Origin of the sequence: Microbacterium sp. CSI-V (assembly GCF_001984105.1) — a bacterium.
Taxonomy (GTDB): domain Bacteria; phylum Actinomycetota; class Actinomycetes; order Actinomycetales; family Microbacteriaceae; genus Microbacterium.
The window spans coordinates 1,127,534-1,143,321 of record NZ_MTQM01000009.1; the positions used below are offsets into that span (position 1 = coordinate 1,127,534).

A 15,788-nucleotide genomic window follows, 5' to 3' on the forward strand; every position below is an offset into this window, starting at 1 on the left:
GTCAGCGCGTGAGCGCGATCTCGTTCGGCGTGACCTTCAGCGTCGCAGTGGTGAGCACCTCGCCCGTGGTGAGGTCGACGGCGTGCACCGCGTTCCTCGCCGGCTCGGTCACGTAGGCGACGTCGCCGCTGACCTTGATCGCGGGGTGCGCGTCCTGCCACTCGACCGGCCCCTCCCACGCGTCGATCACCGGGAACGCCTCGGTCACTGCACCGGTGGCGGGGTCGATGACGTGGATCGACCCGTCCGTGGCCAGGATGTAGCCGCGGTCCTCGGGGCCGCGGGCGATGTCGCGGAACGTGTACTCGACCCCCTCGGGCAGATCGACGACGGCCTGCGTCTTGGCCTGCGTGTCGATCAGCGCGACGCGGTGGAGCAGGTAGCCCTCGGCATCCCGGTCGTCCTTGTAGTCGCCGATGACGAGCGGGCTGGTCTCGCTGACGTAGGCGTTGCCCATGCGTCCGTAGGGCTGGTCCGGGGCGGTGAGCTTGGTGAAGGCGCCGTCGTCGTAGACGAGCGCGCCGTTCTCGCAGCCGAAGACGACGACCTCGTCCTTCGCGGTGCCCTCGCCGTGCACGCCCGGGCAGTCCGCGCTCTCGGCGAGGGTCCGACCCGAGGGATCCTTCGCGACGACGCCGGTGCGGCCGTCGGCGTTGCCGACCGTGGTGAGGAACGTGCCGTCCTCGAGCACGATCGAGACGCCGTGGTGCGCCTCGACGCCGGGGATCGTTTCGACGGCGGGACGACCGGTGGATGCCGACAGCGCGGCGCTGTCGAACACGGTGGTGTCGCTCGTGCCGTCGGCGTACAGAACGGTCTTGCCGCCGTGCACGACGACGTGTCCGGCCTTCTCCGCCGGGAACACCAGGTCGGTGAGCGCGGGCGCGGCGTCGGCCGAGCCGGCATCCAGCACCTGGAAGCCCGCGCTGGTCGTCACCATGATGTGGCGCCCGTCGCCGGCGGGGTTAAGGCGGGTGAACTCCTCGGAGTCGACGTCGCCGAGGACCTCCAGCGTCTCGCCGTCGAGGACGACGATGCCGCCCGGGTAGGACAGGGCCACGCGGGTGCCGGTCTCGGCCACCGCCGACGCGGACGAGCCCGGGGTCGCGGAGCCGGTGCCGGCACAGGCCGCGAGACCGACGGTCGCGCCGACCGCGAGGGCGAGCACGCCCGCGCGGCGGAGGGGAAGGGTGCGCATGTGATTTCTCTTTCTCTCAGGGGTGGCCGGGCGCTCAGGGCGACAGGCCGGTGGCGATGCGCTCCGTGTTGACGCGCATCATGGTCAGGTAGTCGGGGGCTCCGCCGGCGGCATCCGTCAGCGACTCCGTGAACAGCTCGGTGACCGTCACGTCGACGTCGGCCTCCTCGGCGAGCACTTTCATGAGCCGGTCCGGCTGCGACGATTCGGCGAAGATCGTGCGGACGCCGGCGTCGTCGATCGCCGACACCAGGTCGGCGAGGTCGCTCGCACTCGGGGCGGCGAGCGTCGTCCCCCCAGGGATCACGGCTCCCACGACACGGAATCCGAATCGCTCGGCGAGGTAGCCGAAGACGTGGTGATTCGTCACCAGTGCGCGCTGCGCGGACGGGATGGCGGCGAAGGCGTCCGTCATGTCGGCGTCCAGCTCCGTCAGCTCGCCGCGGTAGGCGGCCGACCGGGCGGCGACCGCGGCGGCATCCACCCCGTCCATCGCCTCGAGCACGGGGACGAGCGCGTCGACCACGGCGATCGTCTGCGCCGGGTCGGTCCAGAAGTGCGGATCGTCGGCGCCACCGGCGTCGGTCGAGGTGTAGGGCAGGACGTCGACGGCGTCCCCGGCGACGAACGCGGCGACGCCCGCCCCCGCGGCCGCGTCGAGGTGCTGCTGCAGCCCTTCCTCGAGGCCGAGACCGTTCGAGACGACGAGGTCGGCCGAGCGCAGCCGCGCCGCCTCCGCCGCGGAGATCTCGAACGCGTGCGGGTCGGCCCCGGGTCGCATGAGGGTCACCACCTCGACGTCGTCACCGACGAGGTTCGACACGACGTCGCCGAGGATGTTCGTCGACACCATGACGAGCGGACGGTCGCTCGCGGGGGCGGAACAGCCGGTGAGCACCCCCGCGGCGAGCAGGAGGGCGGCGGTGAGGCGCAGCAGTCTCATCTCAGCGTCCCGTCTGAACGAAGAACGCGGGGCTGCGCTCGGCGGGGAACTCCCGGGCGATGCGCGCACCGTCGGCGAAGTCGATCTCCCAGAGGCGCCCCTCGACGGGACCGTTGAGGTAGGCGCGCTGCTGGTCGGCCACGAGCGTCGCGGACGCGCCCGCCGCGAGGCTCTCGGCGACGAGCGGGGCGGATGCCGCGCGCTCCGCGCCCGTTTCGCCGTCGAGCACGAGCACGCGCCCGTCGCGGGTGAGGGCGAGCAGATTCGCGTCGGCGTCATCGACCGCGGTGACCTGCACGAGGGGCTCGGGGGCAGGGATCAGCGACCACGACCGCGCCCGGGTGTCGAGGATCCAGATGCCGTCGTCGCCGGCGAGCGCGGCCACGCGCGGACGCCCCTCGCGGTTGGCGAAGGCGGTCGCCCGCGCCGCGGTCGTGCCCGCGGGGTAGGGGACGCGCTCGATGACGGGCCGCTCGTCCTCGACGTGGATGAGAAGCGCCGCGTCCCGGCATCCGATGACCGCTCCCACGCGGGTGGTGATCGTCCCGGCGGGATCGACGCAGTCGGCGGAGTCGCCGGTCGGCGTGCCGTCGGCGGTGTGCAGAGCCAGGACGTCGGCGGCGGCCACTGCCGCGAACGACCCGACCGGGACGACGAGGCCCGCACCCGGCTCGCGTGCGAGGCGGAACGTCTCCACGATGCGGCCCTTCGAGAGCGCCTCGGTGTCGAGGAGGACGGCGTCGCCGCTCTCGGGGAAGAACAGCCCCGTGCCACCGGTCGTCGACGAGTTCGACGTCGCGACGGTCGCCACTCCCCCGCCCCCGGACCCGCCCGCTGCCCCGCCCGCTCCCCCGCCCGCTCCCCCGCCCTCGACGTCGCCGAGCACGCGCGGCTCGGCGCGGTAGTAGTGGAAGTGGTCGACGTGATCCCACGTCCACACGCCGCTGTCGACGATCGAGACGCCGGCCCCGTCCATCGCGAAGAGATACCGCCCGTCGCCGTGCACCGCGTCGGGGGCTCGCACCGCCCCCAGGTCCGCGGTCGATTCGTCGAGCAGGTCGAGGTGCGACACGCGACCCTCGGCGTCGATCGAGGTCAACCCGAGCGCGGGTTCCGCGAGTTCCGCCGCGCCGGCGATGGCGCCGTGCGTGTCGACGGCCGCGTCGGGGGTCGTGTCGGGCGTCGGCTCGGGCGGGGAGCCGCCCGCGCACCCGGCGAGGGCCAGCAACGCGACGAAGGTCAGGGGGAACAGGAGGGGCGAGGAGCGCGGGAGCATGCGGTCTTTCTGCGTCAGGACGGAACGGGGACGAGAACAGGGCGGCGGCGGACAGCGGCGTCGTGGGCCGCGCGGAGCGCCCATGAGGCACCGGCCGCGGCGATCGCGGTGGCGGCGATGGTGGCCCCGGCCGCGGTGGCGGCGTGCCACGAGACCAGCAGGCCGACCGCGACGGCGACGGTGCCGATGACCGCCGCGAGGGCCATGGTGGAAGGGATCCTCTCGGTCCACTGCCGCGCGGCGACCGCGGGGGCCACGAGCAGCCCCACGACGAGCAGCGACCCCACGGCCTGGTACGACGCGACGACCGCGAGGGTCACGAGGCCCACCAGCACGGTGCGGCCCCACCGCGGACGCAGGTTCAGCACCCGCGCGACCCGCTCGTCGACCGCCAGCGCGACGAGTGATCGGTGCGCGGCGACGGCGGCCGCCACCCCCACGACGACCGCGACGGCGAGGACGACCAGGTCGCCCACGCCCACCGCGAGGATGTCGCCGAACAGGATGGCCGTGGCATCCGTCGCGAAGCTCCCGGCGTGCGAGATCACGATCACCCCGAGCGCGAGCATGCCGACGAACAGCAGGCCGATGCTCGTGTCGTACGACAGCCGCGCGCGGCGCTGGAGGACGCCGATGCCGAGGCTCATCGCCATCGCGCTGACCGCGGCCCCCAGCAGGACCGGCAGCCCGAGGACGGTGGCCAGGGCGACGCCCGGGAGCATGCCGTGGGCCAGCGCCTCACCGAGGAACGCCATGCCGCGGATGATCACCCACGTCCCGGCGACGGCGCACAGCACCGCGACCAACGCGCCGCCGAGGAGGGCGCGCTGGACGAACTCGAGCGAGAACGGATCGGTGAGCCAGGACACGAGGCACGACCGTAGCGTTATTGAGAACGGTTATCAAACTCATAGAATGGATGCCATGCCCCCTGCACCCTCTCCCTCCCCCGTCGTCGAGGCTCGCGGCATCCGCGTCGATTTCGGCGAGACACGCGCCCTGGACGGGGTCGACCTCGACATCGCCGCGGGCGCTCTGACGGTGATCGTCGGAGCCAACGGCTCGGGCAAATCGACGCTGGTGGAAGTGCTGGCGGGGGCGCGTGCCCCGTCGGCCGGAACCGTCCGCGTCCACGCGACGTCGCGCGCTTTCGTTCCACAGAGGGCCGCCGTGGCCGACCGACTCCCCCTCACCGTCCGCGACGTCGTCGTCATCGGCGCCTGGGGGCGGGTGGGCACGGTGCGCCGGCTGGGTCGCGCCGGTCGCACGGCCGTCGACGACGCCGTGCGCCGTCTCGACGTGACCGCCCTGCAGCGCAAGCCCTTCGGAGCGCTCTCCGGCGGACAGCGTCAGCGAGCCCTCCTCGCGCAGGGCCTGGCACGCGGCGCCGACCTGCTTTTCCTCGACGAACCGACGACGGCCCTGGATGCCACGAGCGCCGCGCTCATCCACGGTGCGATCGCGGAGGAGACCGCCCGCGGGGTCGCCGTCGTGTGCGTGAGCCACGACGACAGACTCATCACCCAGGCCGACGTCGTCGTGCGGCTGGACTCGGGCCGTCTCGTCGCCGGAAAGTCCGCCGGGGAAAGCGAAAAGCCCCGGTCTCCCGGGGCTTTCGCTGATGTTCTCGGTGGCGAGTGAGGGATTCGAACCCCCGAATGCAATGCAGTCTGATTTACAGTCAGATCCCTTTGGCCGCTTGGGTAACTCGCCAGGTGCGCACCCGCCCGGCTTTCGCAGTCGACCAGAGGCGCGATCACCTACCTTACCCTCTGCGAGGGGGTGCTTCCAACACGGGGCAGGTGCGCGACAACGCGGCCCGGGTCACTCGGGGATGCGCAGCAGGGCGCCCTCGCTGCGGCACGTGACCGCGGCCACCTCCATCGCGCGGTCGAGCACGAAGCCCCAGCCCGCCTCGTCCTCGGGGAGGCCGCCGCGCACGAGCGCCGCCGTCGTCGAGAGCACGGCGTCGCCGCCGCCCATGGTGTCGACGATGGGCTCGGGAAGCTCGACGATCGGGCGCGAGACGGTCAGCCCGTGGGCGTCGACGGCCGCTCCCCCGGCCCCGTACGTCGCGAGCACGGCCTCGACGCCGAGGCCGGCGAGCTTCTCGCGGAGATCCTCGAGCGGCCCGCCGTAGAGCAGCTGCGCGTCGTCCTCGCCGACCTTCACCAGCTGCGCCCGCGCGGCAGCCTTCTCGAATCCGCGCACGAAGGCCTCGCGGTCGTGCAGCATTCCGGCCCGGGGGTTCGGGTCGATCGCGAGCGACGTCGAGCCGACGGCATCCAGCAGCGCGTCGGTCTGGTCGAGGTCGTCGAACGGGAAGCAGCTCACCACGACGAGGGGCGCCTCGGCGAGCGCGGCGCGCTCGGCGTCACCGTAGTGCACGCGGCGGTTCTGCGCGGCCTCGTTGAAGACGTACTCCGGCTCGCCCCCGGCCGAACGCGTGCTCACGGCACGGGACGACCCGTGCTCAGAGGGACTCTGCAGCAGGTCGACGTCGTACTCGGCGAGGTAGCCGCGGATCTGCTCGCCCGCCGCGTCGTCGCCGACCATGGCGATGAGCGACGTGGGGACGCCCAGGCGCGACAGTCCCACCGCGACGTTCAGGGCGGCACCGCCGACGAACTCGCGGACACCGGCGTCGTCGCGCAGCTCGTCGATCAGGGCGTCGCCGATGACGACGACCCGACCGGTCACCGCTGGACTCCGGCCGTGTCGAGCACACGCTCGACGAACGCCTCGGTTCGGCGCTTGGTGCCGTCGATCTTCATGTCCACACTCCCGCGGATCTCACTCGGCGCCAGCGGCATCGCGAGGCGCACGTTCTCGTGGCACGACAGGTCGGCGCACATGTACGTTCCGACCGTATCGCCCTGGTCCCCCGCCGCCCCGGCTTTCCGCGCCGTGAACAACGCCACCTGGTCGCCCGGCTGCATCGTGTGGCACAGATTGCACATCGCCGCCCGCGCGCGCGACTGCCCGTCCGCGGCCCGCAGCACGACGCCGGTGGGCTCACCGCCCCGCTCGGTGACGAGGTAGCCGCGTCCACGGGTGCGCGGATCCCGCCACGCGAAGAAGTCGAGGTGGTCCCAGTCGGTCAGCAGGAAATCGTGGGGCAGAGCCAGGACCCGCAGGTCGTCCGGTGCGGCGTTGACGAACGCCTCGCGCACCTCGTTCTCGGTGAGTGCTCGCATGGCATCCGAGTCTACGAGCGACCCGGGGGCGCCGGGCCGGCCCGTCACTTCACGCTGCCGGCCGTGAGCCCTCCCACGATGTACTTCTGCAGGGCGAGGAACAGCGCCATGGGCAGGATCGCCGCGAGCACCGCTCCCGCCGCGAACACCGACCAGTTGGTGGCCGTCTCCTGCGACACGAACTGGTAGAGGCCCACGGCGAGGGTCTGCTTGTCGGGGTCGACGAGGATCACGGATGCCAAGACGAAGTCGTTCATGGTGCCGATGAACGACAGCAGCCCGACGACCGCGAGGATCGGAGCGACCAGGCGCAGGATGATCGTGAAGAAGATGCGCGCGTGACCGGCGCCGTCGATCTTGGCCGCCTCATCGATCGAGGCGGGCACGGTGTTGAAGAAGCCGTACATGAGGTACGTGTTCACACCGAGCGCGCCGCCGAGGTACACCATGATCAGACCGATCTGGGAGTTCAACCCGATCGCGGGGAAGACGTCGGCGATCGTCGTCATGAGCAGGAAGATCGCCACGAACGCCAGCAGCTGCGGGAACATCTGCACCAGCAGCAGGCTGAGGAGCCCGAATCGGCGTCCGGCGAAGCGCATGCGGGAGAAGGAGTACGCCGCGAGCGCGCCGAGGAACACGGTGCCGGCGGCGGTGACGAGCCCGATCACGAGCGAGTTGACGAACCACGCGGCGAAGGGCTGCTGCGGCAGCGAGAACAGACGCACGAAGCTGTCGACGCTGATCGTCTGGAACAGTCCGTTGGCCGTGAGCAGCGTCCCGCCGGGGTTCAGGGCGGCCGACAGCACGTACAGCAGCGGGAACGCCGAGAAGATCAGCATCGCGATGCCGACGAGATGACGCCAACCGGTCTGCCGGAACCAGGTGCCGAACGGACGGCGCGGCGGTCGCGGTGCGCGGTCGGCGCGGTCGTTGCGGGCGGGGCGGGTGAGGGTCGCGGTGTCGATCGCCATGTCAGTTCAGCTCCTCGAGGGCCTTGGTCTGGCGGAATCCGATGTAGGAGATCACGCCGACGAGCAGGAAGATCACGATCGAGAAGGCGCTGGCCAGGCCGAAGTCGCGCAGCTGGCCGACGAAGGCGACCTTGTAGACCATCGAGATCAGGATGTCGGTGGCACCGGCGTTGATCGCGGCGTCGGCGAACCGCGGTCCCCCGCCCGTGAGCATGTAGATGAGGTTGAAGTTGTTGAAGTTGAACGCGAACGACGAGATCAGCAGCGGTGCCACGGAGACCAGCAGCAGGGGGAACTTGATGTGGCGGAAGATCTGCCACACGCTCGCCCCGTCCACACGCCCGGCCTCGGTGATGTCGTCCGGGATCGACTGCAGCGCGCCCGTGCACACCAGGAACATGTACGGGTAGCCGAGCCAGAGGTTGACGATCAGGATCGCGATCTTCGCCAGCACCGGGTCCTGCAACCACGGGATGGTGGCCCCGCCGAGGATCGTCTGGTTGATGAACCCGAAGTCCTGGTTGAACATCCCCGCCCAGACCAGCGCCGAGAGGAATGCCGGGAACGCGTACGGCAGGATCATCACGACCCGGTAGTACTTCCGGCTCTTCATACGCGGGTCGTTCAGCACGATCGCGAGGAAGAGGCCCAGGACGAAGGTGGTCGCCACCGACAGGAACGCGAACGCGAAGGTCCAGATCGCCACGGCGATGAAGGGACCGCGGATGGAGTCCTCGGTGAAGGCGCGCACGAAGTTGTCCGCCCCCACCGTCACGACCCAGCCCGGCAGCAGCTCGGAGCCGTCATCGGCGGTGAACGCCCCCGTCCCGATGTCGCGGTAGACCGTGCCGTCGGTGGTGTCGGTCATCGTGTCGGCCGCGGCATCCCAGGTCAGGCTGGAGGTGAACAGGTACGCGTTCGAGCCGTCCGTGGTGCGGAGGAACCCGGCGTTGGGATCCTCGGAGATCGGCACCGCGATCGCACCGATGGCGCCCTGGTTGGCGACGATGCCGGCAAAGTCGAGGCTCGTGTAGCCGTCGGCGGCGACGGCGCGACCGCCCGAGAACTCGGCGTCCACGGGTTCGAGCTCGGACTCGGTCGTTCCCACGGCGGCGTCGCCCGTCACCGGATCGGTCACCAGCAGCGAGAACACCCCGTCGCGCTCGACGACGGTGATCGGGTAGGTCGCCGAGTCGGCCACGCGGGTCTGCGACTGCAGGAGCAGCGCGTTGACGGCGTCATCCTTGGTCGAGTTGTGGCCCGAGCCGTAGTTGGTGAACGCGATGTACACCGTGTACGCGACGACGAAGATCTGGAAGATCAGCAGGAAGATCAGGCCCGGCGTGAGGTATTTTGCCGGGAGCAGCCCGGGCGTGAGGTAGACGACTTTCACGCCGACGGCGATGAGCGCGACGGCACCGGCGACCGCCCACTGCCCCGTCCCCGCGAGCACCATGACGGCGTACACGGCGGCCGCGTCGATGATCGACAGCGCGACGATCTTGACGAGCCAGACCTTCCATCCGGCCGCGGCGGCTTCGGCGTAGCGCTCGGCGCGGCGGCGGCGTCGCTCGGCCGCGGGGTCGGGAGGGGTCGAGCCGACAGGGGTGTCGTTCTCGAGGAGGGGAGCCGTCATCGTTGAGGCCTTCTGCGTCAGGGGGACGAAGTCCGGGGGTGGGGGAAGAGGGGGTGCCACGGCGGGCGGCCGCGAAGGACGCCCGCCGTGGCGGTGGATCAACCGGCGATCTTGGCCTGGATGTCGTCGGACATCTTGGTCCACGTGGCCGTGGGGTCCTCGCCCTTGAGGAGCGCGACCTCGGCGACACCCCAGAACTCCCAGACCGAACCCATCTCGGGGATGCTCGGCATCGGGGCACCCTGGGCGCCGACCTCACCGAAGCCGGCGATGATCGGGTCGGAGGCGGCCTTCTCGTACGCCGCCTTCAGTGCCGGCGGACGGTCGCCCGCCTCGTAGAGCGCCGTCTGCACGGGCTCGGTGCCGAGGTAGTTCACCAGGAACTCGTTCGCGGCGAGCGCGTTCTGCGACTTCGCGTTCAGGTAGAAGCCCTGCACGCCCACGAAGGGCTGCGCGGGCTGACCGCCGGCCGACGGGATCGGGTCGACGGCGATGTTGATGCCCTTGGCCTCGGCATCCGCGACGTTCCAGGGGCCGGTGAGGATGAACGGCGTCTGGCCCGAGTTGAAGGCCTCCTTGGAGAGGTCCTGGGTGAGGTTCAGGTTGATCGTGCCGGCGGCGCCCTGCGCTCCGAGCCACGCGGCGAAGGCCTGGCCGGCCTCGTCGCCGATCGACAGCTGCGAGCCGTCGTAGCTGCCGTCGGCGTTGCGCGCGAACACGGAGTTCCCGAACGACGTCTCGAACGGGTACAGGTGGTACGGGTCGGCGTTGGCCGGGTCCAGTCCCACGACGAAGGGGTACTGCACGCCGGCGGCGGTGCCCTTGGCGATCATGTCGTCGAACGAGGTCGGCGCCTCGGGGACGAGGTCGACGTTGCGCATCAGCGCGATGTTCTCGGTCGCGTACGGCAGGCCGTAGACCTTGCCGTCGTTGGTGAACGCCTGGATGGCGACGTCCTGGAACTCGGATGCCTTGTCGCCGAGCTCGATGGGGGCGACGAGGCCGTCCTGCACGAAGCCGCCGAGCCAGTCGTGCGCGCCGACGGTGATGTCGGGGCCCTTACCGGTGGGGACCTGCGCGGCGAAGTCGGCCTGGATCTTCGAGAAGTCCTTCTCGACGAGGTCGACCTTGATGCCCTTCTCGTCCGCGAAGGTCGCGGCGACGTCCTTCAGGGCGTCCGCGCGGTTCGCGTCGACCCAGACGGTCAGGGTGCCGGCCGCGGCGGCGTCGCCGCTGGCCTGCGGAGCTGCGCCGCTGCCGGAGCAACCGGCCAGCAGCAGCGAACCGGCGGCGATGAGGACGCCGAAGCCGAGTGCGCTCGTGGATTTCACCTTCATTGGTGGTGTGCCTCTCTGGTGGGGGGAGGGGCGGCGGATCGTCCGGATGGTGGACGCCGTCGGCCCCGTGTCGTCATGCAAGCGCTTACGCTGCAAGCGCTTACATACTGTGCGACCTCACCCGACTTCGCAAAACGGCCGCGCGCGTCGATACCAAGCTGTGATGTCGTGAGCGCTCACAGGCCATCCCGGAGGCGCACCCGCCTCGGCTCGCTAGAATCGCGGGATGGCCGACAGCTCATTCGACATCGTCTCCAAGATCGACCGCCAGGAAGCCGACAACGCCCTGAACCAGGCGCGCAAAGAGGTCGAGCAGCGCTACGACTTCAAGGGCACCGACGCCTCCATCGAGTGGAGCGGCGAAGCGATCCTCATCAAGGCGAACTCCGAGGAGCGCGCCAAAGCCGTGCTCGACGTCTTCCAGACCAAGCTCATCAAGCGCGGCATCTCGCTGAAGAGCCTCGAGACGGGCGACCCGGTCGCCGGCGGCAAGGAGTACCGCATCACCTCGACGCTGAAGGAAGGCATCTCGCAGGAGAACGCGAAGAAGATCGGCAAGATCATCCGCGACGAGGGCCCCAAGAGCGTGAAGTCGCAGATCCAAGGCGACGAGCTGCGGGTGCAGTCCAAGTCGCGCGACGACCTGCAGGAGGTCCAGCGCCTCCTCAAGGCCGCCGACCTCGACGTCGACCTGCAGTTCACGAACTACCGGTAAGAGCGCGATCCGCTGACGGCGCCGGCCCTGGCATCCGCTGGGTCGGCGCTTCCCGTCACGGCAGCTTCGGCGCCTGCGGCACGGAGTCGGCGGCGGGGATCTCCACATCCACCGACCGAGGAGCGCGAGGATCGGCGCTGACACCCCGCCGCTGCCCGCTCGACCCGGATGCCGCCTTGTCCTCGTCGGTCTTGTCCTCCTCGACCTGGATCGGGTGCGCCGTGGCGTAGGCATCCTGCCGGATACCGGTGACCTGCCACGAGACTTCGACGTTGCCGTGATCGGTACGGATCTCGAAGGAGTTGCCGGAGACCTTTCGCGACACGATCGCCTGGGCGAACTGCCCGATGACGGTGAGCTGGTACCGCGGATCGCGGTTGAGAGCGTCGAAGTAGTCGGGGAGATCGACCGTGGCATGCCCATCGGCGTCGGTCGTCACCATCCCGTTGTAGACGTTCATCATGTCCGGCGACTCGACGAACGAATGCGACAGCCACTTGTTGTCCGGGTCGAGCGGGTGGTCGATCTTGAAGGATCCCGCGCTCTTGCTGAGCGTGCCGTTCACGTGCACACGCCCCTGGGCGAAGACCGCGAAGCCGTCGGGGCTACTGGTCGTCGCGTACACGCCGTAGTTCTGCCCCGTCGTGGCGGTGCCGACGCCGTACAGGCCCCAGGACGTGCCCTGTCCCCAGACTCCGACGTATCCGGAGTCGCCACGGACACCGGCCGTACCGCCGCCGGTCCCGTAGACCGCGTACTGCCCGCCCTCGGCGAGGAGAGCTTGGGCTTGCCCGGAGACGGCGGCCTGCGCGTAGACGCCGATCCGTCCGCTCGCGATCAACCCGTTGGCGGCGCCCGAGCCTCCGGCGAGCAGGCCGGTCGTGCCGCCGAAATATCCGCCGACGCTGTCACCCAGCCCGACCACGCCGTAGTAGCCCGTCTGCCCGAGGACGCCGCCAGTCTTTCCCGACCCCACGACGCCGTAGTCGTTCGTCGATGTGCCCTTGACGCCGGCCCCGCTGGTCGAGCTCCCGACGACGCCCGCGCCTGCGGCAGCACTCGCTGAGATCGTCGCGGACGATGCGGCTGTGCTCGTGGACGAGGCCTGGATCGCCGTCCCGCCCGTCTTCACCTGCAGTTTCGCCGTCGGGGTGGTCACCCCGATGCCCACATTCCCGTTCGCGAGGATCCGCATGCGTTCGGCGTTCGAGGTCGCCCCCGAGGCACGCGTCTTGAAGATCAAGGGGGCGCCGGCCGTGGTGGGCCCGAGGAAGTTGGAACCGTCCGTCGAGACGCCGGAATTGCCGCCGAGGAGCCACGCCGTGGTTCCCGGAGCGGCTTCGGCCGGCGAGGCGGACGCTGCACTCACGGCTCCGGCTACACCCGCGGCCGCTCCCACGAGCAGCAGCCGACGGGGGAGGCCGGACGGAGGAGCAGCGGGTGGTGTCGTCGCGGGCATGGGGAAAGCTCCTTTCATGTCGGATGCCGCCGAGGGTAGGGTCACTTGCCACTCGTGGCAAGGAAAACTCCTCCGACCCACCCCGGGGCACAGCCACGACCGCCATCGGAGGATTGATAAGGTGCGATCCGTCACTCGCCGCCCGAATCACGAAGGAACGCCATGGCCGTCCGCGTCGATCTGAACGTCTCGCTCGACGGGGTCGCCGCGCCCGCCGACATGTCGCCCGAGAATCCGATGGGGGCCGATTGGGGCCTGCTCGTCGCGGACTACATGGCGACGCGCACGTTCCGCGCGCGGGTGTTCGGCGACACCTCCGGTGCCGGCACGACCGGGGTCGACGACCGCTACGCCGCCGCCTACTTCGAGGGCGTCGGCGCCGAGGTGATGGGCGCGGGGATGTTCGGCATCCACTCGTTCCCCGACGATCCGCAGTGGCGCGGATGGTGGGGCGACGAACCGCCGTTCCGGGTGCCCGTGCTGGTGCTGACGCACCGTGAACGCGCGCCGATCGAGTTCGCGAACGGCACGCGATTCGACTTCGTCGACGCCGACATCGCGGATGCCGTGCGCCGGGCGACCGAGCTGGCGGGCGACGCCGACGTGCGCATCGGTGGCGGGGTGTCCACGGTCCGCTCGGCCCTCGCCGCGGGGCTCGTCGATCGCCTCCATGTCGCGATCCGCCCAGTGATCCTCGGGCGCGGCACGCGGCTGTGGGACGGCCTGGAGCACCTCCACGCCGACTACCGTGTCACGTCTGAGGTCGCCGAGAGCGGTGTCGTGCACGTGACGTTCGAGCGGTGAGGACACCCGACGGGCTACCCACGTGCCCGACCTGCGGCGACCCGCTGCGGTTCGAGGTGCTCGACGACGAGCGCTTCCTCGTGGCGTGGTCGTGCGTCACCTGCGGGCTCATCCGCACGACCGAGCCGACCTGAAGCGTCAGTTGATGATCTCGGCGTTCTCGTCGCGCATCCGCGCGAGGCGTGTCCGCCACGCGGCGAGCGCCTCGGGGGTCAGCCGCGTCCAGTCGTCACGCTCGGCGACGATGCGCAGGGGCGCCGCGCTCCGGTAGGACCGGGTCGGATTGCCGGGGAATTTCTTGTCGGTCACGTTGGGGTCGTTCTCCCACTCCCCCGTCGGCTCGACCTCGTAGACCCGTGGCGGACCGTCGCCGGGGATGATCTCGGCGGCGAGCCCCGCGCCGTCCAGGACCGCCGTGAAGTAGATGTGGTTCATCACGACCTCGGGGCGGTAGTTCGACCGGAATCCGGGGATCAGCAGATCTCCGACCTTCAGGTCGGCCTTCGTCCCGTGGAAGAAGGGGCCGGCGTCCATGCGTGCTCCTCTCAGCCGCGCAGGCTGTCGTCGCGCCATTCCACCACGACGACCTCGCCACGCGCCGCCCGTTCCTCCCGCTCGCGGAGTTCGACGCGACGGATCTTTCCCGAGATCGTCTTGGGGAGTTCCGCGAACTCGATCCTCCGGAGCCGTTGGAACGGGGCGAGGTTCTCCCGCGCGAAACGCAGGATCTCCAGCGCGACCTCCTCGCCCGGCTCGTGACCGGATGCCAGCACCACGTACGCCTTCGGGACCGACAGCCGCAGGGCGTCGGGAGCGGGGACGACGGCGGCCTCGACCACCGCGGGGTGCTCGATGAGGACGCTCTCCAGTTCAAACGGGCTGATCTTGTAGTCCGACGACTTGAACACGTCGTCGGTGCGCCCGATATAGGTGATGCTCCCGGTCTCGTCGCGGCGGGCGACGTCTCCGGTGTGGAAGAGCCCGTCGGCGAACGCATCCGCGTTCCGCGCCGGGTCTCCGACGTAGCCGGTCATGAGGTTGAGGGGGCGCTCCGTGAGGTCGAGGCAGATCTCCCCCTCGTCGGCGAACTCCCCCGTCAGGGGATCGACGATCACGACCGGGCAACCGGGCAGGGGCCGTCCCATCGACCCCGGGACGAGGTCGGCGCCGGGGGTGTTCGCGACGATCGCCGTCATCTCCGTCTGGCCGTAGCCGTCGCGGATGTCGAGCCCCCACGCGCGCTGCACGTGCGCGATCACCTCGGGGTTCAGCGGCTCGCCGGCGGACACGACTTCGCGGAGCGCCCCGCGCCGGCCCGTCAGGTCGGCCTGGATGAGCATGCGCCATACGGTCGGCGGAGCGCAGAAGGTCGTGACGCGGTCGCGCTCGAGCTCGGCCAGCAGCCGCTCGGCCGAGAACCGAGAGTAGTTCAGCGCCAGAACGGTCGCCCCGGCGATCCACGGGGCGAAGAAGCAGCTCCACGCGTGCTTCGCCCAGCCCGGGGAGCTGATGGCGAGGTGCACGTCACCCGGCTCGATTCCGAGCCAGTACATCGTCGAGAGGTGCCCGACCGGGTACGACGCGTGCGTGTGCTCGACGAGCTTGGGCTTGGACGTCGTCCCCGACGTGAAATAGAGCAGCAGACGGTCGTCGGCGGTGGTCCCCGGATGCCGCGCCGGCTCGGCATCCTGAGCGAAGGCGTCGTCGTACGACACCCAACCCGGGTGGGTTCCGCCCACGATGATGCGGCCGAGGCCCTCGGGCAGGTCGTCGAACTTGTCGGCATCCGAGGATCCGACGATCACGTGCCGGATCTCGGCCCGCTCGATGCGGTCGGCGAGGTCCCCGGGGCCGAGGGCCGTCGTCGTGGGCGCGATGACCCCGCCGAGCTTCATGATCGCCAGCATCGACTCCCACAGCTCGACCTGGTTGCCGAGCATCAGCAGCACCGCGTGCCCCTTGCGCACGCCCCGGGATGCCAGCCACGCGGCGAGCTGATCCGAACGGCGCGCCAGTTCGTCGAACGTCCGCTCGTGGTGGGTCTCGTCGTCGTCGACCACGACCAGGGCCGCTCCGTGGTTCCCGCGCGCCATCGGATCGAACCAGTCGATCGCCCAGTTGAACGGCCCCTCGAACCGCGGCCACGAGAAGGACGCCGCGCGCGCGGGATCGGTGCGGGCGGCGAGGAGGAGGTCGCGTGCGGCGCGGTACAGCTCCGTGGGGGTCGTCGAGGTCATGGGGCTCCTTGG

Annotated in this window: 16 protein-coding genes and 1 tRNA gene; 4 read left to right on the top strand and 13 right to left on the bottom strand. The window is 70.4% G+C overall.

Annotation, left to right across the window (positions count from 1 at the left end; genetic code table 11):
• Window position 1 precedes the first annotated feature (1 nt).
• From aztD to aztB, 4 genes are read right to left on the bottom strand one after another with little or no spacing between them, the layout of a single operon-like run.
• Window positions 2–1,198: a zinc metallochaperone AztD gene (aztD, locus tag CSIV_RS16280; protein WP_077052362.1), complete on the bottom strand. Its 1,197-nt coding sequence runs from the start codon at window positions 1,196–1,198 to the stop codon at window positions 2–4.
• 34 nt (window positions 1,199–1,232) lie between these two features.
• Window positions 1,233–2,141, bottom strand: coding sequence for a zinc ABC transporter substrate-binding protein AztC (aztC, locus tag CSIV_RS16285; RefSeq protein ID WP_077052363.1), 909 nt, complete (start codon window positions 2,139–2,141; stop codon window positions 1,233–1,235).
• Window position 2,142: 1 nt separating this feature from the next.
• Window positions 2,143–3,417: an ABC transporter gene (locus tag CSIV_RS16290; RefSeq protein ID WP_077052364.1), complete on the bottom strand. Its 1,275-nt coding sequence runs from the start codon at window positions 3,415–3,417 to the stop codon at window positions 2,143–2,145.
• Between the two features lie 14 nt (window positions 3,418–3,431).
• Entirely contained in the window at window positions 3,432–4,286 is an 855-nt protein-coding gene (aztB, locus tag CSIV_RS16295; RefSeq protein ID WP_077052365.1) for a zinc ABC transporter permease AztB, read from the bottom strand.
• Window positions 4,287–4,341: 55 nt separating this feature from the next.
• On the opposite strand from aztB, the gene aztA reads away from it, so the two are divergent.
• Complete coding sequence (gene aztA, locus CSIV_RS16300; protein WP_083735185.1) at window positions 4,342–5,058, top strand: zinc ABC transporter ATP-binding protein AztA; 717 nt, start codon at window positions 4,342–4,344, stop codon at window positions 5,056–5,058.
• Here the strand turns inward: aztA and CSIV_RS16305 are convergent.
• The 6 genes from CSIV_RS16305 to CSIV_RS16330 form a co-directional block, all read right to left on the bottom strand.
• Window positions 5,049–5,130 (bottom strand) — tRNA-Tyr (locus CSIV_RS16305). The genes aztA and CSIV_RS16305 overlap by 10 nt on opposite strands.
• 111 nt (window positions 5,131–5,241) lie before the next feature.
• Window positions 5,242–6,117, bottom strand: coding sequence for a PfkB family carbohydrate kinase (locus CSIV_RS16310; protein WP_077052366.1), 876 nt, complete (start codon window positions 6,115–6,117; stop codon window positions 5,242–5,244).
• Window positions 6,114–6,614, bottom strand: coding sequence for an FBP domain-containing protein (locus CSIV_RS16315; RefSeq protein WP_077052367.1), 501 nt, complete (start codon window positions 6,612–6,614; stop codon window positions 6,114–6,116). Before CSIV_RS16315 ends, CSIV_RS16310 begins: the two co-directional genes overlap by 4 nt.
• A gap of 44 nt (window positions 6,615–6,658) precedes the next feature.
• On the bottom strand, window positions 6,659–7,588 hold the full coding sequence (locus CSIV_RS16320) for a sugar ABC transporter permease (RefSeq protein WP_083735186.1): 930 nt from the start codon (window positions 7,586–7,588) through the stop codon (window positions 6,659–6,661).
• A gap of 1 nt (window position 7,589) precedes the next feature.
• Window positions 7,590–9,224 carry an ABC transporter permease subunit gene (locus tag CSIV_RS16325; RefSeq protein ID WP_077052368.1) on the bottom strand — a complete coding sequence of 545 codons (1,635 nt, stop codon included), beginning with the start codon at window positions 9,222–9,224 and terminating at the stop codon, window positions 7,590–7,592.
• A 98-nt stretch (window positions 9,225–9,322) separates the two neighbouring features.
• Window positions 9,323–10,561 (bottom strand): sugar ABC transporter substrate-binding protein, encoded by a 1,239-nt coding sequence (locus CSIV_RS16330; protein ID WP_077052369.1) that lies wholly within the window; start codon window positions 10,559–10,561, stop codon window positions 9,323–9,325.
• A 226-nt stretch (window positions 10,562–10,787) separates the two neighbouring features.
• Here CSIV_RS16330 and CSIV_RS16335 point away from each other — a divergent pair, with 226 nt between their 5' ends.
• A complete protein-coding gene (locus tag CSIV_RS16335; RefSeq protein WP_076495316.1) occupies window positions 10,788–11,276 on the top strand; it encodes a YajQ family cyclic di-GMP-binding protein in 489 nt (162 codons plus the stop codon).
• 55 nt (window positions 11,277–11,331) lie between these two features.
• Here CSIV_RS16335 and CSIV_RS16340 read toward each other — a convergent pair whose 3' ends face one another.
• Window positions 11,332–12,735, bottom strand: a complete 1,404-nt coding sequence (locus tag CSIV_RS16340) for a hypothetical protein (protein ID WP_139340741.1) — start codon at window positions 12,733–12,735, stop codon at window positions 11,332–11,334.
• 162 nt (window positions 12,736–12,897) lie between these two features.
• Between CSIV_RS16340 and CSIV_RS16345 the strand changes: the two genes are divergently transcribed.
• Together CSIV_RS16345 and CSIV_RS18515 are read left to right on the top strand one after the other, a co-directional pair.
• Window positions 12,898–13,539, top strand: coding sequence for a dihydrofolate reductase family protein (locus CSIV_RS16345; RefSeq protein WP_077052371.1), 642 nt, complete (start codon window positions 12,898–12,900; stop codon window positions 13,537–13,539).
• Window positions 13,536–13,673 carry a hypothetical protein gene (locus CSIV_RS18515; RefSeq protein ID WP_175627638.1) on the top strand — a complete coding sequence of 46 codons (138 nt, stop codon included), beginning with the start codon at window positions 13,536–13,538 and terminating at the stop codon, window positions 13,671–13,673. The genes CSIV_RS16345 and CSIV_RS18515 overlap by 4 nt, the downstream gene beginning before the upstream one ends.
• 4 nt (window positions 13,674–13,677) lie before the next feature.
• On the opposite strand, the gene arr is transcribed toward CSIV_RS18515, so the two are convergent.
• Both arr and CSIV_RS16355 read right to left on the bottom strand, forming a co-directional pair.
• A complete protein-coding gene (gene arr, locus CSIV_RS16350) occupies window positions 13,678–14,112 on the bottom strand; it encodes an NAD(+)--rifampin ADP-ribosyltransferase (protein ID WP_442922934.1) in 435 nt (144 codons plus the stop codon).
• Window positions 14,085–15,776, bottom strand: a complete 1,692-nt coding sequence (locus tag CSIV_RS16355; RefSeq protein ID WP_077052373.1) for an AMP-binding protein — start codon at window positions 15,774–15,776, stop codon at window positions 14,085–14,087. Before CSIV_RS16355 ends, arr begins: the two co-directional genes overlap by 28 nt.
• Window positions 15,777–15,788 lie beyond the last annotated feature (12 nt).